The sequence below is a fragment of the Saezia sanguinis genome (genome assembly GCF_003991585.1).
In the GTDB taxonomy this organism is placed as follows: domain Bacteria; phylum Pseudomonadota; class Gammaproteobacteria; order Burkholderiales; family Burkholderiaceae_C; genus Saezia; species Saezia sanguinis.
This window is the reverse complement of the sequence record NZ_PQSP01000002.1, coordinates 442,606-468,357: the sequence shown is the minus strand read 5'-3', so window position 1 is coordinate 468,357 and position 25,752 is coordinate 442,606. Positions and strand designations below refer to the sequence as shown.

General features: G+C 52.7%; 22 protein-coding genes. 4 read left to right on the top strand and 18 right to left on the bottom strand.

Annotation, left to right across the window (positions count from 1 at the left end; translation table 11 throughout):
* Positions 1-5 precede the first annotated feature (5 nt).
* The 9 genes from CUZ56_RS06170 to CUZ56_RS06130 form a co-directional block, all read right to left on the bottom strand.
* Positions 6-1,427 carry an MBOAT family O-acyltransferase gene (locus tag CUZ56_RS06170; RefSeq protein ID WP_126979276.1) on the bottom strand — a complete coding sequence of 474 codons (1,422 nt, stop codon included), beginning with the start codon at positions 1,425-1,427 and terminating at the stop codon, positions 6-8.
* A 213-nt stretch (positions 1,428-1,640) separates the two neighbouring features.
* Complete coding sequence (locus tag CUZ56_RS06165; RefSeq protein WP_126979275.1) at positions 1,641-2,393, bottom strand: SDR family NAD(P)-dependent oxidoreductase; 753 nt, start codon at positions 2,391-2,393, stop codon at positions 1,641-1,643.
* A gap of 125 nt (positions 2,394-2,518) precedes the next feature.
* Entirely contained in the window at positions 2,519-3,760 is a 1,242-nt protein-coding gene (locus CUZ56_RS06160; protein WP_126979273.1) for a diaminopropionate ammonia-lyase, read from the bottom strand.
* A gap of 221 nt (positions 3,761-3,981) precedes the next feature.
* Positions 3,982-4,506, bottom strand: coding sequence for a YbaK/EbsC family protein (locus CUZ56_RS06155; protein ID WP_126979271.1), 525 nt, complete (start codon positions 4,504-4,506; stop codon positions 3,982-3,984).
* Positions 4,507-4,554: 48 nt separating this feature from the next.
* Positions 4,555-5,484: a 2-hydroxyacid dehydrogenase gene (locus CUZ56_RS06150; protein WP_126979269.1), complete on the bottom strand. Its 930-nt coding sequence runs from the start codon at positions 5,482-5,484 to the stop codon at positions 4,555-4,557.
* Positions 5,485-5,765: 281 nt separating this feature from the next.
* On the bottom strand, positions 5,766-6,128 hold the full coding sequence (locus tag CUZ56_RS06145; RefSeq protein ID WP_126979267.1) for a roadblock/LC7 domain-containing protein: 363 nt from the start codon (positions 6,126-6,128) through the stop codon (positions 5,766-5,768).
* A gap of 2 nt (positions 6,129-6,130) precedes the next feature.
* Complete coding sequence (locus CUZ56_RS06140) at positions 6,131-6,766, bottom strand: hypothetical protein (protein WP_126979265.1); 636 nt, start codon at positions 6,764-6,766, stop codon at positions 6,131-6,133.
* A 118-nt stretch (positions 6,767-6,884) separates the two neighbouring features.
* Positions 6,885-7,289, bottom strand: coding sequence for a roadblock/LC7 domain-containing protein (locus CUZ56_RS06135; RefSeq protein ID WP_126979263.1), 405 nt, complete (start codon positions 7,287-7,289; stop codon positions 6,885-6,887).
* 71 nt (positions 7,290-7,360) lie between these two features.
* Complete coding sequence (locus CUZ56_RS06130) at positions 7,361-8,788, bottom strand: phosphatase domain-containing putative toxin (protein ID WP_126979261.1); 1,428 nt, start codon at positions 8,786-8,788, stop codon at positions 7,361-7,363.
* Positions 8,789-9,053: 265 nt separating this feature from the next.
* On the opposite strand from CUZ56_RS06130, the gene proC reads away from it, so the two are divergent.
* On the top strand, positions 9,054-9,881 hold the full coding sequence (gene proC / locus CUZ56_RS06125) for a pyrroline-5-carboxylate reductase (protein WP_126979259.1): 828 nt from the start codon (positions 9,054-9,056) through the stop codon (positions 9,879-9,881).
* 32 nt (positions 9,882-9,913) lie between these two features.
* Here the strand turns inward: proC and metF are convergent, their stop codons facing one another.
* The 5 genes from metF to CUZ56_RS06100 all read right to left on the bottom strand — a co-directional run bounded on the left by metF (position 9,914) and on the right by CUZ56_RS06100 (position 17,245).
* Entirely contained in the window at positions 9,914-10,837 is a 924-nt protein-coding gene (gene metF, locus CUZ56_RS06120; RefSeq protein ID WP_126979257.1) for a methylenetetrahydrofolate reductase, read from the bottom strand.
* A gap of 155 nt (positions 10,838-10,992) precedes the next feature.
* On the bottom strand, positions 10,993-13,275 hold the full coding sequence (gene metE / locus CUZ56_RS06115) for a 5-methyltetrahydropteroyltriglutamate--homocysteine S-methyltransferase (RefSeq protein ID WP_126979255.1): 2,283 nt from the start codon (positions 13,273-13,275) through the stop codon (positions 10,993-10,995).
* Between the two features lie 388 nt (positions 13,276-13,663).
* Entirely contained in the window at positions 13,664-14,521 is an 858-nt protein-coding gene (locus CUZ56_RS06110) for a 4-hydroxybenzoate octaprenyltransferase (protein WP_126979690.1), read from the bottom strand.
* Between the two features lie 175 nt (positions 14,522-14,696).
* Positions 14,697-15,569: a 4-hydroxybenzoate octaprenyltransferase gene (ubiA, locus tag CUZ56_RS06105; RefSeq protein ID WP_126979253.1), complete on the bottom strand. Its 873-nt coding sequence runs from the start codon at positions 15,567-15,569 to the stop codon at positions 14,697-14,699.
* 65 nt (positions 15,570-15,634) lie between these two features.
* Entirely contained in the window at positions 15,635-17,245 is a 1,611-nt protein-coding gene (locus CUZ56_RS06100) for a peptide chain release factor 3 (protein ID WP_126979251.1), read from the bottom strand.
* A 354-nt stretch (positions 17,246-17,599) separates the two neighbouring features.
* On the opposite strand from CUZ56_RS06100, the gene CUZ56_RS06095 reads away from it, so the two are divergent.
* Entirely contained in the window at positions 17,600-18,118 is a 519-nt protein-coding gene (locus CUZ56_RS06095; RefSeq protein WP_204250838.1) for a hypothetical protein, read from the top strand.
* A 30-nt stretch (positions 18,119-18,148) separates the two neighbouring features.
* Here the strand turns inward: CUZ56_RS06095 and CUZ56_RS06090 are convergent, their stop codons facing one another.
* Positions 18,149-18,985 carry a DUF4743 domain-containing protein gene (locus CUZ56_RS06090; RefSeq protein WP_126979249.1) on the bottom strand — a complete coding sequence of 279 codons (837 nt, stop codon included), beginning with the start codon at positions 18,983-18,985 and terminating at the stop codon, positions 18,149-18,151.
* Positions 18,986-19,184: 199 nt separating this feature from the next.
* On the opposite strand from CUZ56_RS06090, the gene CUZ56_RS06085 reads away from it, so the two are divergent.
* Positions 19,185-20,057 carry a symmetrical bis(5'-nucleosyl)-tetraphosphatase gene (locus tag CUZ56_RS06085; RefSeq protein ID WP_126979247.1) on the top strand — a complete coding sequence of 291 codons (873 nt, stop codon included), beginning with the start codon at positions 19,185-19,187 and terminating at the stop codon, positions 20,055-20,057.
* Here CUZ56_RS06085 and CUZ56_RS06080 read toward each other — a convergent pair.
* The 3 genes from CUZ56_RS06080 to CUZ56_RS06070 all read right to left on the bottom strand — a co-directional run bounded on the left by CUZ56_RS06080 (position 20,046) and on the right by CUZ56_RS06070 (position 23,816).
* Positions 20,046-21,203: a radical SAM/SPASM domain-containing protein gene (locus CUZ56_RS06080; RefSeq protein WP_126979245.1), complete on the bottom strand. Its 1,158-nt coding sequence runs from the start codon at positions 21,201-21,203 to the stop codon at positions 20,046-20,048. The genes CUZ56_RS06085 and CUZ56_RS06080 overlap by 12 nt on opposite strands.
* Entirely contained in the window at positions 21,103-22,095 is a 993-nt protein-coding gene (locus CUZ56_RS06075; RefSeq protein ID WP_162615265.1) for a TIGR04222 domain-containing membrane protein, read from the bottom strand. The genes CUZ56_RS06080 and CUZ56_RS06075 overlap by 101 nt, the downstream gene beginning before the upstream one ends.
* Positions 22,096-22,403: 308 nt before the next feature.
* A complete protein-coding gene (locus CUZ56_RS06070; RefSeq protein ID WP_204250851.1) occupies positions 22,404-23,816 on the bottom strand; it encodes a DEAD/DEAH box helicase in 1,413 nt (470 codons plus the stop codon).
* Between the two features lie 342 nt (positions 23,817-24,158).
* Between CUZ56_RS06070 and lysS the strand changes: the two genes are divergently transcribed.
* On the top strand, positions 24,159-25,718 hold the full coding sequence (lysS, locus tag CUZ56_RS06065; protein ID WP_126979239.1) for a lysine--tRNA ligase: 1,560 nt from the start codon (positions 24,159-24,161) through the stop codon (positions 25,716-25,718).
* The last annotated feature ends 34 nt before the right edge of the window (positions 25,719-25,752 follow it).

The window sequence follows — 25,752 nt, the reverse complement described above, 5'->3', positions numbered from 1 at the left end:
CTTATCTAAAACTGAAAATAAATAAAGGGGGCAATGCCGGTGGGCCCTAACAAATCAATCACAAAAACCGCTACGGCCAACGCAAGCCCTCTGGTAAAAGCGGGCCAGCGGGCTAACAGCAGTTCCAGCCCGTTCAGGCAGCGCCGCGGCGTATATTGCCCGGCCAGGCCGATCAGCAGCATCACCAGCACCGGCGCACTGGCCAGTGTAAACGCACCCCAGTCCGACAGCCGCCCCAGCACATCAAACGCCAGATCAAAACTGGATGATCGGAAAAACACCCAGCCCAGGCACACCGCATGGAACAACAGCAACCGCGCCACCCAGCGCCAGGTTTTTGTCTTGCGCATGCGCTGTAAAGCCGGCCACGGAATCAGGCTCCATAACCGATGCACCACCAGATAAAACCCGTGCAGGGCACCCCAGACCATAAATGTCCAGTTGGCGCCATGCCACAGGCCTCCCAGCAACATCGTCACCATCAGGTTCAGGTTGGTACGCCACGGGCCTTTGTGCGAGCCACCTAATGGGATATACAGATAATCACGCAGCCAGGTTGATAAAGAGATATGCCAGCGCCGCCAGAACTCCTGCGGGCTGGCAGCCATGTAAGGTGAATCAAAGTTTTTCGGAAATTTAAAACCCATCAGCATCGCGCAGCCAATGGCAATATCGGTATACCCGGAAAAGTCACAGTAGATCTGCACCGCGTAGGCATAAATACCCAGCAGCATGTCCGCGCCGCTATAGAGTTCAGGTGCGGCAAATACCGGGTCCACCACCCGTGTCGCCAGCGTGTTGGCTATGACCACCTTTTTAAACAGCCCCATCACGATCAGCATCAGCGCACGGTTAGTGCGGATATGCTGCGGATCGCGCTGTACACGCAACTGCGGCATGAAATAAGAAGCGCGCAAAATCGGGCCGGCAATCAGTTGCGGGAAGAACGCCACATACAACAGCGAATCGCCAATCTCCACTTTCTGTTTGAGCTTGTTGCGGTAAACGTCACCCAGCAGCGAAATGGCATGAAAAACAAAAAACGATACCCCCAGCGGCAGCTCTATGGTTTCCAGATTCAGCGTTGGCGGCGGTCCGAATATGCTCCAGACATCCAGCAGCGTTTCCAGAAAAAAGACTGTGTATTTGTAATGCGCCAATACGGCCAGACACCCGACCACGCCCAGAATCAGCCAGCGTTTTCTGACTTTTTTATCTTCGTGGCGCTGAATCTGCTGCGCAATCAGGGCGGCAAACAGCGAGATGCCGAACAGCAACGGCACATACGCCCAGTTCCAAAACCCGTAAAACACGTAGCTGGCCAGCAGTAAAAACGCTTTCTGCCACACCAAATGGCGATACAGGCCCCAGGATATACCCAGTGCCAGCAGAAAAAACAGGCCAAACTCTACGGTAGGAAAAAGCATAAAAACCAGACTTGCCCGGCCAGCGCTTAAACTGACACGGCAAAAATGCATGAGCCTTTAAAATCACCAAACTTTGAATTCTAAGGTCTAAGTCCTGTTTATGCGCGTACTCTTCTTCAAAACTAGGGCTTCTTTTCACCCCCTCAGCTAAATGCATCGCAAAAAAGGCGCCCTGAACGGCGCCTTCGTACTGGGCAGAGAGTTCCAGCCACACTATTGTGCAGTCACCCCGCCATCAATCACATATTCAGCGCCTGTAATGAAGCTGGATTCATCTGATGCCAAAAACAAAACCAGGCTTGCAACACCGTCCGGCGTGCCAATCTGTTTCAGAGGATAAGCCTGTGCCAGCTCTGTAACGGCTTTACCTGTCGTTTTAGAGGCATATTCCACCATCTCGGTCTGAATATAGCCCGGATGAATAGAATTCACCCGCACATTGTCACCCGCATATTCCATGGCAACATCTTTCGTCATGATACGTACCGCACCCTTGCTGGCACCATACAATGCATGCCCGGCAGCGCCCTTCAGGCCCGCAATCGAAGACGCATTGATCACCGAACCCTTATGCTGCTTGGCCATGACGGGAATCGCGTGCTTCATGCCGAGAAAAACACCCGTGACATTAATTGCCATCAACCGGTTCCACTCTTCCAAAGTGATCTCCACCAGCGGTTTAATCACGTAGATGCCTGCGTTATTAAACAATATATCCAGCGTCCCGTAGGTCTTGACCGCCGCCTGCACCACATCCACCCAGGCCTGTTCGGATGTCACATCATGCCCCATGCCAATCGCTTTGCCGCCCGCCTGCTCAATCTCTTTGGCCAGTTGTTTGACGCCGTTCTCATTCACATCCGTCAACACCAGCGCGGCGCCCTCTTTGGCAAACTTCAATGCCGTTGCCTTACCAATTCCGGCAGCAGCACCTGTAATCAAAGCGACTTTATCTTTCAAACGCATTGTCTATCTCCTCTGTTCTTCAAATCAAAGGCGCTTGTGTTTGTATGCATAACTTCCTTGCATCCATTGCGCCTGTCAAAAAAAGAAAGTCCAACCTGGTTGGACTTTCCTGCCTTAGTTCTTTTTTAACCACCTTCGTTTAATTTAATGCCAGCCAATACCTGTTCAGCCTTGGCGCCAACCAGTTTCTGGTAAAGCACCGGGTCCGTATCGCCCTCGCTGCCAAAAAAGAGCAGCCGGCTCTTCGAATCCAGCCCCAGATCCATTCGGGCCTTGGCATCCTGCAATGCACCAATGGCAGCCGCCAGCCCTGCCACAGCAGATTCGCCAGCGACAATGGCCGGGTCATCCCCCTGCGGATACGCCAGCACATTCATCGTGGCCACCGCCGCCGCGTCATCAATCATGCAAAACGCATTGGTACCCTGCGCCAAAATATCCCAGGCCAGCACAGATACTTCTCCACAAGCCAGACCCGCCATCAAAGTATCCAAAGCACCATCCACCGCTTTGATTTCCCCGGCCTGGGCACTCTGATACAAACAATCGGCCTTATCAGGCTCCACCACAACAAACACCGGGCGCTCTTCACCCTGATGCTCCCAGAAATAACCGCACACTGCCGCAGCCAAAGCCCCAACACCGGCCTGCACAAAAATATGCGTTGGCGGCTTCTCCAGCTGTTCAGCAGCTTCTGCCACCATGACCTGATAGCCCTGCATCACATTGCGCGGCACATCTGTATAGCCGGGATACGACGTATCAGAAATCAAAAACCAGCCATTTTCCTTGGCATCCATATCTGCCTGGTGCACGGCCTGATCGTAGTTACCTTGCGTGCGTACAACGCGGGCCCCGTATTGTTCAATTGCCTGCTGGCGCCCCTCACTGACCGTGGCATGAATATAAATCACACACTGGCAGCCAAACAAGCTGGCGCCCCATGCCACCGAGCGCCCGTGGTTACCGTCGGTTGCCGTCGTCACCGTCAGCGTCGCACAGACCTGCCGCACATCCGGGTCATCACGCAGATCATTCATTGTGACATCACGCCCCATGCGTTTACCGGCCTCGCGACACAACAGGCGCCCCACGGCATAGGCTCCGCCAAGCGCTTTGAAACTGCCCAACCCAAAGCGTGAGCCTTCATCCTTATAACTGATATGCGCCACCCCCAACGCATCTGCCAATGCCTGCAACGAGTGCATGGGAGTGACATGGTAATCAGGCCAGCTCTCTATTTCTGCGCGAGCTGCCTTCAGTGCATCTGCGTCCAGCACATGAGCCTGCTTGGCGCCATATTTCTGGCTTTTGTCATAGGCAGGATTGATAAAATAATGCACTGCCATATTGGGAATCTTGCTCATAACATCCTCAAATATCCGAGCTTTTCAAGAGCATTGCATCCGAACGCTCCCCTATCTTCCAACATACCATCAGAGACATGCTGTTTCTGCTGATTATTGGGCCTCTACATCCACGGCATCCGTCTTTACTTTATACCATGAGACGTTTGCACACTTGATGACATGTTTGCTTTTTAAGCATTTGTACCACATTATAAAATAAACTGTATATTTATACAGCCTTAAGGCACATTGTGAGCAACATCGTACCAGTGCGCATGGGTAAACTGAGACAGGTCTGACGGCGAAAGCTGAAAAACTGCCTTGGGGTGCCCTGCGGCAGCCCATATCACCTCAAACCGCAGCAATTCCCGATCCAGCAAAGTAACAGGCGCACAGGTATGCGCCACTGGCGCTACGCCTCCGATGGCGAACCCTGTTTTCTCCCGCACAAAATCCGCATCAGCGCGGCCCAGGCCGGAAGCACTGAGCCCCAGGTGACATGCCACCTTTTTTTCATCTACCCGGTGGTCTCCGCTGGCAATCACCAGTACGGCAGCATCGTCTTTTTTACGCCGGAAAATAATACTTTTGGCAATCTGCCCCAACTGCACATGCAAAGCATCTGCCGCCTGTTGTGCGGTATTTGCTGCATCATCAAACAGCACAGGAAAGTAGCTATGTCCGCGTTGCTCTAAAAATGTATGGACCCGGCGAATGCCCTGAGGCAGACGGCTCACATGAGCGGCCTCCTTCACATTGTTCATCCGTATGTCTCCTTTTATCAAGGGGTGTGTCAGCACACCCTCGTATTATCAGTATCCCAATTGTTTATCCACCACCCCTGAGACTGTTTCGCCACGATCCAACAGGCGGATTTTTTCTGCAATCTGCCTGATGGTATTGGCTCTGGGCGTAACGGCGGCCACATGCGGTGTTATGGTCACTTTAGGATGTTTCCAAAAAGGATGCTCCAACGGCAGCGGCTCTTGCGCAAAAACGTCAAGCATCGCCCCTGCAAGTGTCCCCTGGTCAAGAGCGGCCAACAAATCCGGTTCAACCACATGCCCGCCACGCGCAATATTGATCAGGTAGCCATCAGGCTTGAGCAAAGCCAGCGTTCGCGCATTGATAATGCCCTGCGTCGCAGAGGTCAAAGGCAGCAGGCAGACTAAAATCCTACTGGATGACAGCAAGTGATGCAATCCGTCATCACCCGCATGACACGCAAACGGTAACCCTTGTTTGGCGGTGCGGCTCCAGCCAGCCACAGGAAAACCGAGCTGCTGTACCGCCTGGGCAACCTGACGCCCCAGCACCCCCAGCCCCAATATGCCCACCGGAAATGCCTGTTTGTCTCTGACCTGCCGCGGCTCCCATAAATCATGCGCCTGTTGCTGCGCGTAAAAATCAAATTCGCGATAAAAACGCAGCGAGGCATAACTGACATATTCAATCATCTGCTGCGCCATGCCACTGTCTTCTATGCGTACCACCTGCAGTGTCTGCGGCAGTTGCAACTGCAACAATGCATCCACCCCGGCACCGGCATTGAACAACGCACGTAACCTGGTCTGGTGGTCGATAAACGCCTGTGTGGCCCGCCATGTCACGGCGTAATCAGCAGGCGCATCACCCTCCTGCCAGACCTTCACCTCGTGCTCAGGCAATGCCTCTTGTAAATCATGTGCCCAAAGCGGGGCATCCACTTCCACATATCCACGGAAAAAAATGCAAACTTTCATGATTTATCCACATCCTGCAACATGCTTCAATTACCAGTATCGTCTGAATATACCGGATACCACCAAGCACACTCGCTTCGCGCGTGATGTCTGAGCTAAAGACTCGCACATCTGCTCTGGCTGTATACCGCACAAGAAACATATGTCTGGCTTAAGAGTAACACCGCTGCGCAGCAGTTGCGCCCAGAGAACCGCCCAAAACAAAAGCATGGCCCCTGTGAGAGAATGCCATGCCTGTAGTTTCGTAACGTTATCAGAAGATAACGGAAAATAACGCCGAATTAAAGCAATTTATTCAACTGAACCGCCAGATTACGTGCTACCACGCGTGCCAGCCCGACATGCTCTACATCTGAGAGTTGAAGCAACAATACGCCCGCTTTAGCCACCCGCTCAATGTACCATGCACCAGAAGAAGTCCAAAACAGCACTCCTGAAGCTTCGGTACCGGGAACCAGAGTAGACAACTGTAACTGCGTTTGTCTAAGCAGTTCGCTTGCACAGGCTGCCGCCAAGCTGGAATCCACATCATAACGGGATGTCTGAGCCAAAACCAGACCATCAACACTGGCAAAAACCGCCAGTTGCAGGCTCGGAACGTCCTGAATCACTGAATCCAGATACTGTTCAATACTCGACGACACACTTATCTCCTCAGGTTAATTCGTGTCAACTGGCGAAATCCGCACAAACAAAGCAGCGCCTGGGCCAATGTCCAGACCGACTTGAGCTCCGGCACATCTACACCGGTCGGTGATACAGACGCGTTGCCTCGCGGATAATGCAGCAGCACCTGGGTATTCACAAACTCAAGCAGATAAGCGCTTTCGGGCTTATCTGCCGCCGCTGATTCTGAAAGACCAAACCAGGCCATTGCCATATTTTCGGCCTGCGCAGCAGTATACTGGCTGCTGGTCGCTACGCATAACAAATCAGATGTCACAATCCAGGCCGGCTTGTGCTCGCACACCAGTTGATCCAGCGCCGCGCATAAACGCACCCAGGCACTGCCCTGCTGACCGGCAGCTACACTGCCTTGTTCAATGGTCATGGCGACATCAACATTCAGGTAGCCCAGGTCGATCATTTTCATCAGGCTTGGGGCAATGTCTTTCACGGCCATTTCTGTAGCCAAAGACAGTTTCTGAATATCAAAAACAAAAGAACTGGTCTGAGCAACCAGAAACTCCATCAGACTGCGTTCGTGCGCAGGAGCCTCAACAGACAATCCTTTTAAAATACCTGATACAGTGGGAGTCAGATAGCGCAACGGCTCAGACATATAACCTCATGATCCTGCACAACACAAAACAAGCCCAATTATTTCCGACTGTTTTGCTGTGTCAACTTGATAAAAAAAAACGCATCCCCCTTATGGGAGACGCGCTTTTCCCATTTTTTTATAAGGCAGCTTCAACTTCAGGCATCGCCATCCGCGACTTGGTCAACACCATCCCCAAGTTAGCCCCTTTACGGCAAACGAAACAGCCCACCTGGTGCTGCTTTTTGCCCCGCAGGAATACGTGCAGCAGGTTGTCACTGTTTACAATGATTTCCTGGAAATAATGGCGACCGTCTTCGCTGACGCCACGCGCTTTACGGAAAATCTGCTCAATCAACTGCACATTCTGTCCTTGAAACAGATCAGAAGTTGCAGCAGCCAACAATTCAATCACTTCCCGTGGATGAGAATCCACTGTTTTAATTGCCAACAACATCCCTGAATCCAAGTCAACGTAACCTGCGGCAACGCAGTCAGGAATTGATGTCACAGCCTTTTGCAAGGCAAAATCCAATGAGCTCATGGGGCTTCCTTTCTTATTTATAGCGTTATTTTAACAAATATCACTCAGATATTCGACAGGAATTTTAATCTCTATAAAACCACTTTATCAGACACCGTAAATGATAACCCGGGCTGGGAAGCCACCCAGTCGGCAAACTGGTTTAAAAATTCAATCTGCTCAATTGACTGAACCCAGCCCCGATCCACGCTGCGAACCACCTTCAGCGCATCTTTGCCGGTCAGCATGCCTTGTGCCTGCCATATCATATAACAGCCCAAAACCGTTCCTGTCCTGCCCTGCCCGCCCTTGCAGTGCACTGCTATTTTTTCATTTTCAGTCAGTTTTTTCTCAATAAAACGACACAATTTTTCTGCCTGCTCGATCGTTGGCGCAGCCATATCGGGCATGGAAACCGCGCTGCAGGAAATTCCGTACGGCGCAGCCAGCTTGGCATCAAAAGGAACTTCGGTCAAAGAAATCAGCCAGGTAATACCGGCATCCTTCAATGCCTGCAAATCGTCATTCACATCTCTGAGCAGGCCCGGCAGCGGCGTTCCGGCCAGCATGTCCTTGAGCATCCAGTTAAACCCTTTCGGGCCCACCTGTTCCGTCTTGGCCTTGGCCTCATCGCTCTTGGCCCATGCAACAGGGTCAAATGCTTCTGTCATGGCCCCGCTGCTGAAATCAGGGGCGACTCCACGATCTGCCTGATGTAACGCCGAGACATTGGAGGTAAAGAGCTCCGGCGCTGCATCGCTGTCATGATCGTGTTCACTTTCTTCATATGCCATTTCAGGACACGAGCCGGTACGCAAAAAACTGGCCCCGACTTCTGTTGAGGGGGCTGCAAAAAATGCTTTGGCATCCCCTGCCTCCTGCACACACCCGCTGGCCATTAACGCCACCCGGTCTGCCACATCTTTGGCCTGGGCAATTGAATGTGTTACCAAAACAACCGCCATTCTCTGCCCTAACTGCCGGACCAGATCCAGCACCGGACGCGCCTCCTCTTCCGTCATTTCTGCGGTAGGCTCGTCAATCAGCAACATATCGTAGCCAGCCAGCACTTTGGACAAAATCGCCACAATGGACTTTTGGGCCGCCGGCAAATCAAACAGGTTTGTCTTGAGCTTTTCCAGCAGGCCTTGCTGACCATAATCCTGCAAAAACGCTGCCAGCCGGCTTTGCTGCTCCTGCCACGTCAACTGTTCGCGCAACGGCCATTCACTCATCAGGTTTTCCTGCACCGATGCCAACGCCAGTTTGGGACGCTGCCCGACCAGGCCGATTTTGACCGGCTGGTTCTGGGGCTCTGTCACAATGGCACCTTCAACCACCCAGGCTGGCAACTTGCCGCCGGCATCGCTCCATTCGGTCAAAGTACGCATCAAGCTCGACTTTCCGGTGCCTGATGGACCTAAAATCGCGGTCACCCCTTGCTGGGGAATATCCAGGTTGATAGAGCGCAGAATCTTTTTCTGTTCAAATTTAACAGTCAGGTTTTGAATATGTAACATTGCTTGATTATGATTTTACGAGTCTGAATTTAATAAAAACGTACGCATCGTGAGAGTTGCCAATGGTAATCCAAATCGTGGTGGTTCATTATGACATTAAACAGGCTGTTCCCACTACCGCTTTAATACACAGTGAAAGCGTTTTTAAATAATTTTTGGCAAAATTCCTTTTTAATTCACCGGGACAATTATTTCATCACCTTTGCTTTACATAATTTCTTCTATTTAGCCCCTTCTTTTATATATCAACCTGATTCAATCCATTATGAGTACTGACCCTACACTGACTGTTTTCATTGGTGGCGGCAATATGGCTACCGCCATCTTAGGCGGCTTGATTCAACAAGGCACCCCGCGGGAAGACATTTGTGTCATTGAACCCAATGCACAGCAACGCGAGCACCTGAAACAAGCATACGGCATCCAGACACAAGAGCAGGCCAGCGACATACTGGCACAGGCCAAAATCCTGGTCTGGGCCATCAAACCCCAGATTTTTCATGAGGCCGTTCAGCCCATCAAGCCTTTTTTGCCTGCCTCATCTCCCTTGCATATCAGTGTTGCAGCCGGCATTAAAGCGCAAAGCATTGCTTCCTGGCTGGGAACTGAACGCATCGTGCGTGTTATGCCCAATACGCCGGCACTGGTCAGGCAAGGTATTACCGGCATGTATGCCATGAATGCGGTTCCACAGGCTGACCGTCAGGCGGCGGATACCCTGCTCCAGAGTGTGGGGCAAACCGTATGGGTAGAACAGGAAAGCCAACTGGATGGCGTGGTTGCCGTATCCGGCAGCGGCCCGGCTTATGCGTTTTACCTGATCGAAGCCATGCAACAGGCCGGGCAGGATCTGGGTTTGAGCGCTGAGCAAAGCCGCCAGTTGGCAGTTGCCACCGTCGCGGGCGCGGCAGCACTGGCAGCACAGTCTGAAGACCCGGTATCCACCTTACGCGAGCGCGTCACGTCCAAAGGCGGTACCACTTATGCCGCGCTTTCGCATATGGAGCTGCACCACATCAAGCAGCACCTGATTGAAGCCATGCACAAAGCGGCCGAGCGCAGCCAGCAACTCTCTGACGAATTCGGAAAGTAATGCCTAATGCCGCGCTTCGCCAAACGGGCCGGTCAGGATACTGATTCGGCTTTGGCTGGCAAATCAGCCATGCCCGGCCTGCGCCCCAGCGTATGGCAAATGGCATACGTCAGCTCGGCACGGTTCAGCGTATAAAAGTGGAAATCCCGGATGCCCTCGCGCCTTAACACACGCACCTGATCCATGGCAATCGAAGCGCCAATCAGCAGCCGTGTCATTGCGTCATTTTCCAGCCCCTCAAAACGCTGGGCCAGCCATGAAGGCACCGTTACATTGGTCAGTCCCGCAAAACGCTTGAGCGTTTCCAGGTTCGTCACCGGCAAAATCCCCGGCACAATTTCAACATCAATACCGGCCCCGACACAACGGTCGCGGAACCTCAGGTAATTCTCAACATCGAAAAAGAACTGTGTAATCGCACGGCTGGCGCCGGCCTCCACCTTGCGTTTGAGCGCAATCAGATCCGACTGCGCGCTGCGTGCTTCGGGATGCATTTCAGGATAAGCCGCCACCGAGACTTCAAAGTCGGCCACCTCTTTAAGCATGCGCACCAGGTCATTGGCGTAAAAATTCGTATATTGCCGCCCAGGCTGCTTATCTCCGCGCAACGCCACAATATGGCGGATACCACTGTTCCAATAATCCCGGGCAATGTTTTTAATCTCTTCTTCTGAAGCGTCAATACACGTCAGATGCGGCGCAGCGGTAATGCCTGTGCGCTCTTTGATCTGTTTGATCACATTGTGCGTGCGCTGACGTGACTGCTCATTATGCCCGTACGTCACCGACATGAAACGCGGCCCTAACGCAGCCAGCTTGGTAATCGTGGACCACAGGTTTTCTTCCGCCTCAGCCGTAGCTGGCGGGAAAAACTCAAACGATACCTGCGTACCATTTTTCAACTCGCTCACGCTCTGGTTAAGCAACTCCAGTTGCTGTGCATGTGACAAAGCCATAATGCGCCCCTCAGCGGCTATGTGAAAAGCCCGCACTCACAACCCGAACTGCAGGCCAATGCGAATGCTCTTTCTCTTTATATCATTTTGAATCAGATTCATCTGCCAGCCTGTCAAAGCGACAGGCTGGCATTTCAAGTCCTGCACTCCTGCAATCAGGCCTTGAATTTTGCGCGCAGGTGATGCGCTGCTTCCACCATATTCTTCAGCGCCGGGCGTACTTCTTCCCAGCGGCGGGTCTTCAGCCCGCAGTCAGGATTCACCCAGACCTGCTTGGCCGGAATATAGTTGACAGCGCGCTCAATCAACTGCTCCATGTCCTGTACCGTAGGCACGCGCGGGCTGTGAATGTCGTAAACACCCGGGCCGATGTCATTCGGATACTTGAACTTGCGGAACACCTCCAGCAGTTCATTGTCGCTGCGTGATGTTTCAATCGTGATCACATCGGCATCCAGCGCAGCAATCGGTTCAATGATCTCATTGAATTCCGAATAGCACATGTGGGTGTGAATCTGTGTTTCATCGGCGACCGCGCTGTTGGACAGACGGAACGACTCCACCGCCCACTTCAGGTAGGCAGGCTGATCTTCCTTCTTCAATGGCAGCAGTTCACGGAAAGCCGGTTCATCAATCTGAATCACCTTGATACCGGCTTTTTCCAGATCCAGCACTTCATCGCTCAGAGCCAGTGCAATCTGCTGGCAGATCTGACTTGGCGCCAGGTCGTCACGCGGGAATGACCACCCCAGAATCGTGATCGGGCCGGTCAACATGCCTTTCATCGGTTTTTTCGTCAGACTCTGTGCATAGCTGGTCCATTCCACGGTCATAGCTTTGGGGCGGTATACGTCACCGAAAATGATCGGCGGCTTCACGCAGCGTGAACCGTAGCTTTGCACCCAGCCAAAACGGGTAAATGCAAAACCTTCCAGCAACTCACCGAAATACTCCACCATGTCGTTGCGCTCCGGCTCGCCATGCACCAGCACATCCAGCCCCAAAGCTTCCTGCTCGTCCACCACCAGCTTGATTTCAGCCTGAATGGCTTTGGTGTAATCAGCATCAGAAAGCTTGCTGGCACGCCAGTCGCGACGCAAAGCACGGATTTCCGGCGTCTGCGGGAACGAACCAATGGTGGTCGTCGCAAACATCGGCAGCTTCAACTGTGCCTGCTGCTTTTGAATGCGTTCACTGAACGGGCTCTTGCGTTTGTAATCAGCTTCCGTCACTGCAGCTATGCGCTTGGCCACGGCGTCGTGATGAATACGCTTGGAAGTCTGGCGGGATTTCACTACGGCATCGGAATCGTCCAGTTCAGCCTTGACCGCATCCACCCCCTGATTCAGCGCTTTGGCAATCACGGCCACTTCGCCCACTTTCTGCACTGCGAATGCCAGCCAGGATTTCACTTCACCATCCAGGCTTTCCTCCGACGTCAGATCCACCGGGCTGTGCAGCAAAGAGCAACTGGGGGCCACCCACAGTTTGTCGCCACGTACCTTGGCAATCGGCTGCAATGTTTCCACCGCCTGGCGCAGGTTGGTGCGCCAGATGTTGCGGCCATTGACAATGCCCACTGACAACACCTTGTCCTGCGGCCACAGTTTCTGCACATCATCAAGCTGGGCACGTCCGGCCACTGCATCAATATGCAGCCCGTCCATCGGCAGTTTCACAGCGGTATCCAGGTTTTTGCCCAGCGTACCAAAATAAGTAGCCAGCAGAATTTTCACCGGTGCTTTGCTCAGCTCGGCATAAGCCTGCTGCAAAGCCTGTTGCCATGCTGCCGTCAAATCGGTCACCAGAATCGGCTCATCCAACTGCACCCATTCAATGCCTTCGTCTGCCAAAGCCTTCAGCCATTGTGCATACGCCTGCAACAGTGCCGGCAGATGTGCCAGGCGTGCTTCGCTGTTTTCGCCTGCATCGCGCTGCTTGGCCAATGCCAGGAAAGTCACCGGCCCGACCAGCACCGGCTTCACATTCACACCGGCTGCTTTTGCAGCGCGAATCTGTGCCAGTTGGTCTGCAATATTCAATGTAAACTTCTGATCCTTTTTCAGCTCGGGCACCAGATAATGGTAATTGGTATTGAACCATTTGGTCATTTCCTGTGCGGCCACATCCTTACCACCCGGAGCACGGCCACGCGCCATGCGGAAATAGGTGGTAACCGCCGACTCATCAGCCACATAACGCTCAGGAATCACACCCAGACGGGTAGACATGTCCAGCATGTGGTCGTAATAACAGAACTCACCTGCGGGCACAAAGTCCAGCCCTTTTTGCACGCCCCAGTTGTACTGGCGGATTTTCTGTGCGGTGTCTTCCAGTGTTTTCAGTTCTGCCTTACCTGCCCAGTAATCTTCCAGCGCGAATTTCAGCTCGCGCATACGACCAACACGGGGAAAGCCTAGCGAATGTGTCTTTGCCATTTATTTACCTTTCGTTTTCAAACCTGCTCACCCCGAACGCTGACATCTATGCAACACCCGGAATGCTTTATCCCGACTCGCCCAGCAATTGCCAGATGCATATACAGCCCCTGGCCAGTGGCGGAACTTCAAATGATAAGGCATTTTGAACAGAAAAAACCTGTCAAAAAAGCGCTTTATTTTCACCAATGCATGAATGAAATTCATGTATGACAAAAATATCTATAGAATCATACAGTTACACGATTTGACACAGGTATAGATTATTTTGCAATATCGATATACCTGCCTGGCATGCTGTGTGCAAAACACCCTTCGGCACTTTGCACGAACAGAAGCACAACATCCACCTGTCTGACAGGTCATCGCAGCAAAGCCATGCGCCCGGTTAAACGCCAGGTGGAATGATGCCGCCAATCAGCAAGCCGGCAAAAATTGAAAAGCCGAGCCATTGATTGTTGTTAAAAGCTTTCAGGCAGCCCTCGCGGGTCCGGTCTTTGATCAGGGTGTAATACCAGATCGCCTGCGCACCGGCGGCAGCCATTCCAAGCCAATAGAACCAGTGCACGTGCAAACGGATACCCACATAAGACCAAATGGACAAAAACAGGCCATAACACAGCATGACAATAAAAACATCGCAGCGCCCGAATGTGATGGCAGAGGTTTTGATACCGATCTTCAGATCATCATCACGGTCAACCATGGCATATTCGGTATCGTAGGCAATCACCCAAAAGAAATTACCAAACAACAACAGCCATGCATAGCCCATTCCCGGCCCGGTCACCACCGCATGCCATGGCCCGCCTAACACCGCGGTAAACGCCATTGGAATACCAAAGCTGAAAGCCACCCCGAGCACCGCCTGAGGAACCGAAATGAACCGTTTGGCAAAAGGATAAAACAGCGTGATCAATGCACCAAACACCGAAGCGGCAATGGTCGCCAGATTGGTTGTGAGCACCAGCGCAAATGCAATCAACGTCAGCACCGCGCCACATGTCAGCGCTTGCCGGGGCGTGAGCTCGCCGGTCGTCACCGGCCGGTCATGCGTTCTTTTGACATGCAGATCAAACTCCCGGTCGGCCGTATCATTGACACAGCAACCGGCAAAATGCATCAGAGCCGATCCCAAAGCAAACACAATCACCAGGTGCCAGCCAGGAAAGCCGTGGGCAGCAAGCCATAATGCCGACATCGTTGGCCATAACAGCAACCCGGTTGCCGGGCTGTTCCAACGCATCAATCTGAAATAAGCATGCCACTTCACTGACTGTTCCCCTCACAATTCAACACATGAACTGTAATTCAATCTGCAGATGTGCTGGGCTCAACAAAAGATTCAAAACAGAAATGATCAGATTTGTCGCTGTGCGGACTCTTAAAACAATGCCGGCCTGATTCCGCCAGCCACTGACTTAATAAGGAAGCAGACTGCCCGCCAGTACACCTGCAAAAATAGAAAAACCAATCCAGTGATTTTTCGTAAACGCTTTGAAACACCCCTCACGGGTACGGTTCTCAATCAGCGTGTAATGCCAGATCGCCTGCGCAAATGCCACCAGCAGCCCCAGCCAGTAAGGCCAGCGTGCGCCCAGCCTGAATCCGACCTGCGACCAGATGAACAGAAACGCAACATAACACAGCATGATGATGAAGGTATCATATTTGCCGAAAGTAATGGCCGACGTCTTGATCATGCCCAGCTTCAAATCGTCATCGCGATCCACCATGGCATATTCGGTATCGTAGGCAATCACCCAGAACAGATTGCCCAGCAGCAGCAGCCAGGCATAACCCATCTGGGTGCCTGTGATCACACCATGCCAGGTCCAGTTGGTGCCCAGCACCGCAGTAAACGCCATCGGTATGCCAAAGCTGAATGCAATCCCCAGCACGGCCTGTGGAATGGAGAAAAAACGTTTGGTATACGGATAAATCAGCGTAACAAACAGCCCCAGAAGCGAGGCCACAATGGTTGCCAGATTGGTCGTCAGTACCAGGGCAAATGACAGCAGCGCCAATATGGCCCCGCACATCAGCGCCTGCTTCACACTGAGCTCTCCGGAGGTAACCGGCCGGTGGATTGTTCGCTTCACATAGAGATCAAACTTGCGGTCTGCCACATCATTGATACAGCAGCCGGCAAAGCGCATCAGAATCGTGCCCAGCGTAAATACAATAATCAAATGCCAGCCTGGAAAACCGCCGGCCGCCAACCACAATGCCGATAATGTCGGCCACAACAGCAGCAACCAGCCCGCGGGACGGTCCCAACGGACCAAATTCATATAAGCACGCACATTCACGCCAATGTCTCCTGTTCCATGAAATGATCAAAAAGGAAAACCCGCGTCTATCCTTCTTTATTTTGAAATACCAGTCCGGAATGTTCACGCATGGAATGAAACTGTATCTTCGGCCAGTTTTCCTCAATGGCCCGTAACTCAGGAAAATACTCCACCAGCAGGGTTGGCGCATCCACCGCATCGTAAGCCACACGGTGCCCATTGGCACCGATGAAGCGCTGCAACTCTTTCGGGTCGTCACACGTGACCCAGCGCGCCAGCGTAAACTTGCATGGCATGATACGCGCCTTGACGCCGTATTCATGCTCCAGCCGGTGTGCCACCACTTCAAACTGCAACTGGCCCACTGCCCCTAACAACAGCAAACTGCCGGCTACCGGACGGAAAACCTGAATGGCACCCTCTTCACCTAGCTGGGTCAGCCCGGCCCGCAACTGCTTGGTCTTGAGAGGGTCGGCCACCTCCACGGTACGGAACATTTCCGGCGCAAAAAACGGCAGGCCGGTAAATTGCAGTTGCTCACCTTCGGTCAGTGTATCGCCCAATTGCAACACCCCATGGTTGGGAATACCAATGATATCGCCGGCATACGCCTCATCCAGCAATTCTCGGCGCTGGCTCAGAAAAGACACCACCGTGTTGGGACGCAACTCCTTGCCCGAGCGCACCACCTTTAACCGCATGCCACGGGTAAAGTGCCCTGAGGCCACCCGCACAAATGCAATCCGGTCACGATGCGCCGGGTCCATGTTTGCCTGGATTTTAAACACCACCCCGGTGAACTTGTTCTCCTGCGGATCCACCACACGCTGAATGGCCGGCCTGGCCTCCGGCGGCGGTGCCAGGTCAACCAGTGCATCCAGCACTTCACGCACACCAAAATTATTGATGGCCGAGCCAAAAAACATCGGCGTCTGTTTACCCGCCAGAAATTCAGCTTCATCAAACGGAACAGCAGCCTCTTGCAACAATTCAATTTCCTGCGCAGCCTGCTCATATTCCGCGCCAAAGCGCTGTGCCAGCGCCGGATTATCCAGCCCGCTGATGATCTCGTCGTCATCATGATGCCGGTCTTCACCCGGTGTGAATACACGCATCTGCTGCTCGCGTAAATCCATCACGCCATGGAAACGCTTGCCCATGCCCACCGGCCATGTGAACGGTGTTACCGTCATGCCCAGCTCACGCTCGATTTCATCAAGCACATCCAAAGGCTCCTGCACCTCACGGTCCATCTTGTTCACAAACGTCAGGATCGGCGTGTTACGTGCCCGGCATACCTGCAGCAAGCGGCGGGTTTGTGGCTCAACGCCATTGGCCGCGTCAATCACCATCAACGCAGCGTCCACTGCCGTCAGCACACGGTACGTATCTTCGGAAAAGTCCTGGTGCCCCGGAGTATCCAGCAGATTGATCACGCAATCGCGGTACTCCATCTGCATCACAGATGATGCCACCGAAATACCACGCTGCTTTTCAATTTCCATCCAGTCCGAAGTGGCATGGCGGCTGGCCTTGCGCGCCTTGACCGAACCGGCAATCTGGATCGCGCCAGAAAACAGCAGCAGCTTTTCTGTGAGCGTTGTTTTCCCCGCATCGGGGTGAGAAATAATGGCAAACGTACGCCGACGCTTGACTTCAGCAGGTATGGAGGACATGAAATTTATTCTATAGAAATACCAAACACCGGCATGCAGTACGCTTTATCAAAGCGCATGGCTGACACATTACTTGGGTCCAGGTTTCTGCGCCGGTCATCGGTTCTGCACAGACCGGCAAACATGCCATCCTCATCAGAACCAGGGGATATTCTAATGAACTCGGCTCCTTTTAGCAGTAACCCGGGCGGTCTCCGCAGTAAAACCTTGGTTTTCCACAAACCCTCTTGTTGGTACATCCTAAAAAGCGTATTGAACCGTACACCTGAACCATTCCTTTTCGGAATCGCTATACTACGGTCAGTTGCGGGGACAAGCCCCGCTACAGGCACATCTTGCCACAACCGGCCCTTTATGACTGAAACAGCCCTTATCACCATTGTTGGCGAAACAGCCAAAGTTCTCAGCCTGCTGTTTGCTGTAGGCGTGTTCGCCTGGAACTTCATACGCGCCAGGGAAAACGAAGAATTCGAAATTCACGACACGCTTTCCAACGCCTATACCGATTTTCTTAAACAGGTAATCGGCAACTCGGATCTCTACCTGCTGTCTGAAAAGGTTCATCCAGAACTCAATGATGAGCAGCTCATGCGCCGCAATGCCCTGTTTGAGATACTGATCTCTATCTTTGAGCGGGCCTATCTGCTGCTGTGCAGAAAACGCATGTCACAACGACGCCGGCAGCTCTGGTACTCGTGGGAAGACTTTATCCGCCAGTGGTGCCGTCGGAGTGATTTCAGCGCTGCATTGCCACGCCTTCTGGAAGGCGAAGACCCCGACTTTGCCCGCTATATCGGACAGATTGCCCAAACGGAACAAACCCAGAGCGATACAAAAACACAAGCAGAACACAACGACCCCTCTGCCGCCTAGCTTTTGCTACCAGAGAATTTAAAAGCAGGCTTAGCCTTTACCATGGCTCCGGTTTGTTTCCATACCCATCACACGTGCAAAAATCAATGCCGCCTCTGCGGCACAATCCCCTGCCAGCATGGCCTGCACCATATCCTCTGGTGACAACAAGGCAAATTCCGCCACCTCGCCATCCTGGTTCACCGGCAACACATCATCAGCCAGTTGCGCGGTATACCAATGGCATTGTTCAATCATATACCCGCCAATACGTTCATCAATCGGGCACTGCACCACAAACATTTCCCCTTTGTGGACATTCTTCACCTGCGGCCAGCGTACCCCGGCCTCTTCCCAGGTTTCGCGCTCCAGCGCCACATCCAAAGGCTCATGCGCAGCAACCAGCCCGCCGGCCAGCGTATCCAGCTTGCCCGGGTCGGTCGCCTTATCCAGCGCCCGGCGTTGCAGCCAGATGCGGCCATCCGCCAGCCAGCCAAACAGATGTACTGCCACGCTTGTCATCCCCAGCGTACGGATCACGGCACGCTCAACTGTTGCATGGGTTTGACCACTGCCATCCAGCACGGCCAGTTGTTCGTTACGCCATTTGGCCGCCAGCCCGTTTTCACGCAGCCACAATGCTACATCCTGCAAAACCATGGTTGCTGAATCCGGTGCCAAAACAAGCTGCCCGGCCTCTTGCCGGAAAAAATGCTGCTGCAACAAGCGCTGGGCAACGCCTTCCTCCACAGAGCCCACGTGCGCCCCCCCGATATAAAGCGGCATACGTGGCTTTAATGGCGGCTGCTGGCAACTGCGCTGCAAGCCGTATAACCATTGCGCAAATTCTTCAGACTGAGCAGGTGAAGCAGAAAACTCCATTGTCATAGCGTTAATCAACCTTTTTTACAGCAACTCTCACATTTTTCTTTATTTTCTAAACCTGCATGGAACAACTATGCACCAAACATGAATTTAGCATGCACATCTGAAATGAAAACATCCCATCTCTTATACTCCAACCATTCGGCGTCTGCGCAAGCGGACCGTTCGAACCCCATTTTGCCTTACTTTCCGTCTCACAAACATGGCCCTTTATTTGATTGGTGATCTGCAAGGATGTTATCAGCCTTTCCAGCAGCTTTTAAAGCTGATCGACTTCAGCCCCTCGCGCGATCACCTGATTTTGCTGGGGGATATTGTCAACCGTGGCCCGCAGTCGCTCGAAACGCTTGAGGCGGTTGTACAGCTTGGCAATGCAGTCACCTCACTGATCGGCAATCACGATACGCATCTGATGGGGGTTGCCTACGGTGTGCGCAAAGTCAGGCGTCATGACACATTGACACCTCTTCTGAAATCCCCTTATCTGTGGTACTACATCGACTGGCTGCGCCATCAGCACATGGCTTTGTATCAGCACGGCTGGCTGATGGTACACGCCGGCGTTGTGCCCCAATGGGATCTGCCGCAAACACTTGCCTATGCACACGAAGTGGAGGCTGTTCTCCGCTCTTCAGATATCAAAGCGTTTATGCAGGAGTTGTTCGGCAATGAGCCCGAGCGCTGGTCAGACACACTCACCGGCATGGACCGCCTGCGCTTTATTGTCAATGCATTGACCCGCATCCGCTTTTGCAAAGCCGATGGCACACTTAACTTTACCATCAAAGGCCAGGCCACATCGCCCGAACCCGACCTGATGCCCTGGTTTGAAGTGCCGGGGAGAAAAACCGAAAACACCCCCATCGCGTTCGGACACTGGTCTGTACTGGGGCTGATCAACCGCCCCAACCTGCTGGCACTCGATACCGGCTGCCTGTGGGGGGGTCAGTTAAGCGCCGCCCGAATTGACTCGGCTGGTACCGCCCCTGCAGTAACAGGCACAGACACGCGCACACCGGTCACCATTTCTCAGGTGATGTGCTCGCAATCTGTAGACCCGTTTTCAGTGAAGTAGCCTTTGCAGCGCCTGGCAACCCGGATCGGCACTGAACATATCGCCATTGACGGCATGGGCCAGGCACCTGAGCCCTCCCTTACACAGGCTTTTATAGACACAGGGGTTACATGACTGCGGCCCTTCAAAATCCCTCAGGTCCTGCATCAAAGGCATGTCATAAAGCGTTTTCAGCGGTGTATGCAATACATTGCCTACGCTGACCGGAAGCCGCCGGCACGGATACAACGTTCCATCGGGCATAATCGTCACCAGTTCCTCGCCTGCCTTGCAGTGGTAAGGACCATTTCCCTGCGCCTGAAACTGCAGCGCACGGTGTAAGGCAACCTCTGTCACGTTGTGTCTTGGCCTGGACGCTTCACCCCATGCCTGCCGCATATGCATCAGATACTGCGAAGTCTGCTTAGCATTCAAGGCCTTGAGCCCATTGTCACCACCAGAAGGAATCATCCGGTCCGACCAGATACGACTGACTTTGTGCTTTCTGGCCAAGCGCACCACTTCGGCAAACTCATGAAAATTACCCTGATGCGCCGTAAAAGACCAGACAACACGAACATCAGCCTGACGCAAAATCTGAGTCGCTTGAATCACTTGCTCAAAATGCCCCTGCCCGCGAATCAAATCATGCGTGGCAGGCTTGCCATCCACACTGAGCTGGACATACGCCACCGGAAGGCGTGAAAAAAACTGCGCCAGCCCGGTATCAATCAGACTGCCGTTACTTAAAATGCCCAATGCAGGTTTGCTTGGGTAAGCAGACAAAAAGCACAACAACTCTCTGAATGCAGGATGCACACAGGGTTCACCGCCTGTAATGGTAAAACTCAGAGGAATTCTGGCTCCACTTTCTTCCCATTCCTCATGCAACGCAAACACCTGTGTTGCAATGGCTTGCAGTGTTTTTAGATCTTGCCCTGCATGCGTATAACTGTCCTGATAGCAATGGTGACAACGCAGATTGCAGCGGTCCGTGATGTGCCACTGCACGGTCAACCTTTGAGGGCGATACCTCATACCCGCATCAGAAACATTTGCATGCGTATCAGCCACAGCCACCACATCCACCGCCGCAACCGCTGCCGCATCCACTCCCACCGCCACTGCATCCGACCCCGCCGCCACACCCCCCGGTTGAGACTGCACGTGCATTCGCTGCAGACAATGTGCCTATCGCATAAGGAAACAACATCTCTTTAGGAAACAATGGTGAATACTCACGCACCTGGGCAATATCTATGGCAGCAAGACCAAACAACGCAAACATCAGCAGCAGGGTATTTTCATCCTTATGCTGCACCACCTTCTCAAGTGCCTGTTTATCTTTTCTGAGCACCCCCAATGTACGCATCAGGTGTTTGATCAGGCTGATGCCTTTATTGGTCAGTAACGCCCTCTGCTGGTGCAGAAAGCCACCTTTTCTGCTCAGTACCATTTTGTAATAAATGATGCCGCTCACCAACATCATGATGCATAGAAAAATAACGTTGTCATGCCCGGTTGTCAGCGCTGCAACCAGTTTGTAAAAACCTATGCCTAAAATAGCGGCAAAACCAAACCAGGCAAAAAAACGTATCAGGTACATATTGCCGGCAGAAACCATCAGGCTGTCATTTTGTAGCAGCCGCAGATTATGAAAAAACGCCGGCTGTACATGCTCGCGCGCAGTGGTCATCGCCGAAGGCGTGCGAAAGTGTTTGAGCAACTTTCTTTCCAACTCCGAAAGTGCCTGTTTATGCTGTTCACTCTTATTGAAGTTTTTAACCAGCTCCTGCGGCTGATCTGATACAGGCATCAGGAAACCCAGATGCAGCAGTCTGAAAACAATCACACTTAACAGGCTGTCAATTCCCCGCAAGGTCGCCACTTCATACGGGTTGACATTCCCTGAAAGCAAAACCGGTTGAAAGTAAACCTGTGAAAGTTTTTTGACGGCAAACCATGTCAGCACAGAAATGGCGATTATCCAGAAAAGATAAAAAACCAAAAAGTGGGGGCCATACATATTTGCAATGAAGTTATCAAAAAAACCTCCCATGTGCATCCTTTACCTGATGGTTCATGTTCGCGCATATGCAGTATATAGCCATACACTCCCTATGGCAGCCAATCTGCCAGGAAAAGACACTGGTTTTGTAATTACCCCCCAGGGAAAAGTTATGCTTCAATCCTTTATCCGGCACAGACTAATGCACCGGGCAAAACATTTGCCGCCTTTTCCAAGCAACACATTGATTGCACATAAAAAACATGCCGCATAAAAATGCGGCATGTTGTCAAGAAATGAAATCAGCAGTTGAACAGCCAAAGCACGCACCTGGCAGCTTTAGTCTTAACAAAGCAGCGTTATTTATTGCTTTCGTTACCACCCAACAGCGCAGCAACCTGTTTGCGTTTGGGCTTGATATACCTTGATAAAAAGTTTTTCTGCGAAGACAGTGCCGGCAGGCTCACGTCCCATGCCGCCTGCTCAGTGGTGTTTTCGGGTTCCTGGTACGGTTGGTCAAACAGCGGGTCACTGCTGCGTTTGCCTTGTGGCAGGGCATAGCCCACCTCACTGGCATCGGCAGATGGCTCCCGCTCCAACCGTTCCTTGTAGCCACGATTGCGCTGTGAGCTTCTGCGCTCACCCTCATCAGAGGCCCGTTCCCGCGTACGGTGGGGTCTGGCATGTTCGTCCGCCAGCTCAATGCGCTCCAGCGTAAACGTTTTTTTCACCAGACGCTCAATTTCTGCCAGCAGTTTACGCTGTCCGGGCTCTACAAAAGATACCGCCATCCCCTTGGCTCCGGCACGGCCGGTACGGCCAATGCGGTGCACGTAATCCTCTGCGTGGAACGGCAGATCATAATTGAACACGGCAGGCAAATCGCTCACGTCCAGCCCACGCGCCGCCACGTCTGTAGCTACCAGCAGTGTTACCTCTCCTTGCTTGAAAGCTTCCAGCGCTTTCAGGCGCTCATCCTGCGACTTGTCACCATGCAGCGCGGCTGTTTTAAATCCATCACGCTCCAAAGCGCGTGCCAGCCGCGAAGTCCCGATTTTGCTGTTGCTAAAAACAATCGCCTGCGTGATATTTTCATCACGCAGCAGCTTGACCAATGCCCGTCGCTTATCGCTGTCGGCCACCTCGATCACACGTTGCTCAATATTGGTTGCCGTTGCATTGGGACGCGCCACTTCCACCAGTTGCGGATCATGCAGGTAGCTTTGCGCCAGCCTTTTGATTTCCGGAGAAAACGTGGCAGAAAACAGCAATGTCTGCCGCTGTTTTGGCAGATAGCTCAAAATGCGCTGCAAATCCGGCAGAAACCCGATGTCCAGCATGCGGTCGGCCTCATCCAGCACCACGTATTCCACCTGGTTGAGCACGCAGTTGCGCGCTTCAATATGGTCCAGCAGGCGCCCAGGGGTGGCAATCAGCACTTCCACCCCGCCTTTGAGCTCCGCGGCCTGCGGTTTCATATCCATACCGCCAAACACACAGGCGATTTTCAGCTTGGTGTGCTTGGCATAAGCGCGAACCGATTCTGCTACCTGATCAGCCAGTTCACGTGTTGGCAACAACACCACTGCCCGCACCGGATGGCGTGCAGGCGACATGCTGCTGTTCTCATGCTTGAGCATTTTTTGCAACAGCGGCAGGGAAAACGCGGCGGTTTTTCCTGTTCCGGTCTGTGCAGCCCCCATCACATCATGATTGTCCAGCACCATCGGTATGGCTTTGGCCTGGATCGGGGTCATACTGGTATAGCCCATCTCCTTGATGGCTTTTTGCAAAGAGTCTGCCAATGCCAGACTGAAAAAAGAGGTTTCCAAATGTGATCCTTTTAAAAATTCGCTCAATAACTTTTCATCGTACTGCGTTTTGAGTCCCGCTGTCAGTGAAATGTTCCACAAATGTGGCCAAATTCGACAAAATAAGACGTATTTCCCTCAAAATCTGGCCTATCTGTTGTGCATCCGGCCATTTCCCTGCCCACAAATGTGCAGGATCAAATGCACCTGTATTGCCTGTATTTCAAACCCACTTGCACCTGAAGCGGGTGAAATCCGTAAAATCAGTAGTTTGTATTTGATTTTTTGTACCAAAGGCATTTCATGACAAACGAAACACCCGCGTCTCCCGCTACGGATGTAGCTGCACCAGAAGAAAACCAACTGATTGCAGAGCGGCGTGAAAAACTCAAACGTCTGCGCCAGATTCAGGCAGATGGCGGCGCCCCTGCTTTTCCGAATCATTTTAAACCAACTCACCATGCCGCGCAGTTGCACGAAACTTATGACCATATTGAACACGATGCGCTGAACGAACAGGCTATCCCGTGCAAGGTGGCCGGCCGCATGATGCTCAAGCGCGTTATGGGCAAAGCGAGCTTTGCCACCATTCAGGATGGTTCATTCGGTCCGACCGGTGGGCGCATTCAGCTTTACATCACCCGCGACGGTATTGGTGAAGAGGCTTATGCCGAATTCAAGCAGTGGGACCTGGGCGATATCATCGGCGCTGAAGGCGTGGTGTTTAAAACCAAAACCGGCGAACTGTCGGTCAAGGTCAACCAATTGCACATGATCACCAAAAGCCTGCGCCCGCTGCCGGACAAGTTTCACGGCATTGCCGACCAGGAGATCAAATACCGCCAGCGCTATGTCGACCTGATTACCGACGAGCAGGCCCGCAAGCGGTTTGTGCTCCGCTCCAAAGCCATTGCCAGCATTCGCCAGTTCATGCTGAACCATGACTTTCTGGAAGTGGAAACCCCCATGCTGCACCCGATTCCCGGTGGTGCCAATGCCAAACCTTTTGTCACACACCACAATGCGCTCGATCAGGACATGTACCTGCGCATTGCACCGGAGCTCTACCTCAAGCGTTTGCTGGTTGGCGGGTTTGAGCGGGTGTTTGAGATCAACCGCAACTTCCGCAATGAAGGCATCAGCGTACGCCATAACCCTGAATTCACCATGATGGAGTATTACGCGGCGTACTGGAATTACCAGGATCAGATGAACTTCATCGAAGAGCTGATACGCCATGTCGCCATTGAAACCACAGGCTCTGCCGTGCTGACCTATCAGGGAAAAACGGTTGACCTCAGCCAGCCTTTTGCACGCCTGACCATCCGCAATGCCATCCTGCAATACAACGAAGGCGTTACACCGGACAATGTTGACAGCGTGGAATGGCTGCAACAGCAGCTTGCCAGGCGCAAGATTGAAACCAAGGCCACCGAAAGCCTGGCATCGCTACAGGTGAAATACTTTGAAGAAACCGTGGAAGAAAAGCTGTGGAACCCCACGTTCATCATGGAGCACCCCACAGAAATATCACCACTGGCACGCGCCTCGGACAGCAACCCGCTGATCACCGAACGGTTTGAGCTGTATGTGACCGGGCGTGAATTCGGCAATGCTTTCTCTGAGCTGAACGATGCCGAAGATCAGTCCGCCCGCTTTAAAGCCCAGGTAGACGCCAAAGACTCCGGCGATGACGAGGCCATGTATTACGATGCCGACTTTATCCGCTCGCTGGAATACGGCATGCCCTACGCCAGTGGCTGCGGTATCGGCATTGACCGCCTGATGATGTTGCTGACCGATTCACCCAGCATTCGCGATGTGATTCTGTTCCCGGCGTTGCGTAAGGTTGAAGAACAGTAAACGCCAGCCAGCATCCTTTCAAAAAGCCGCGGTG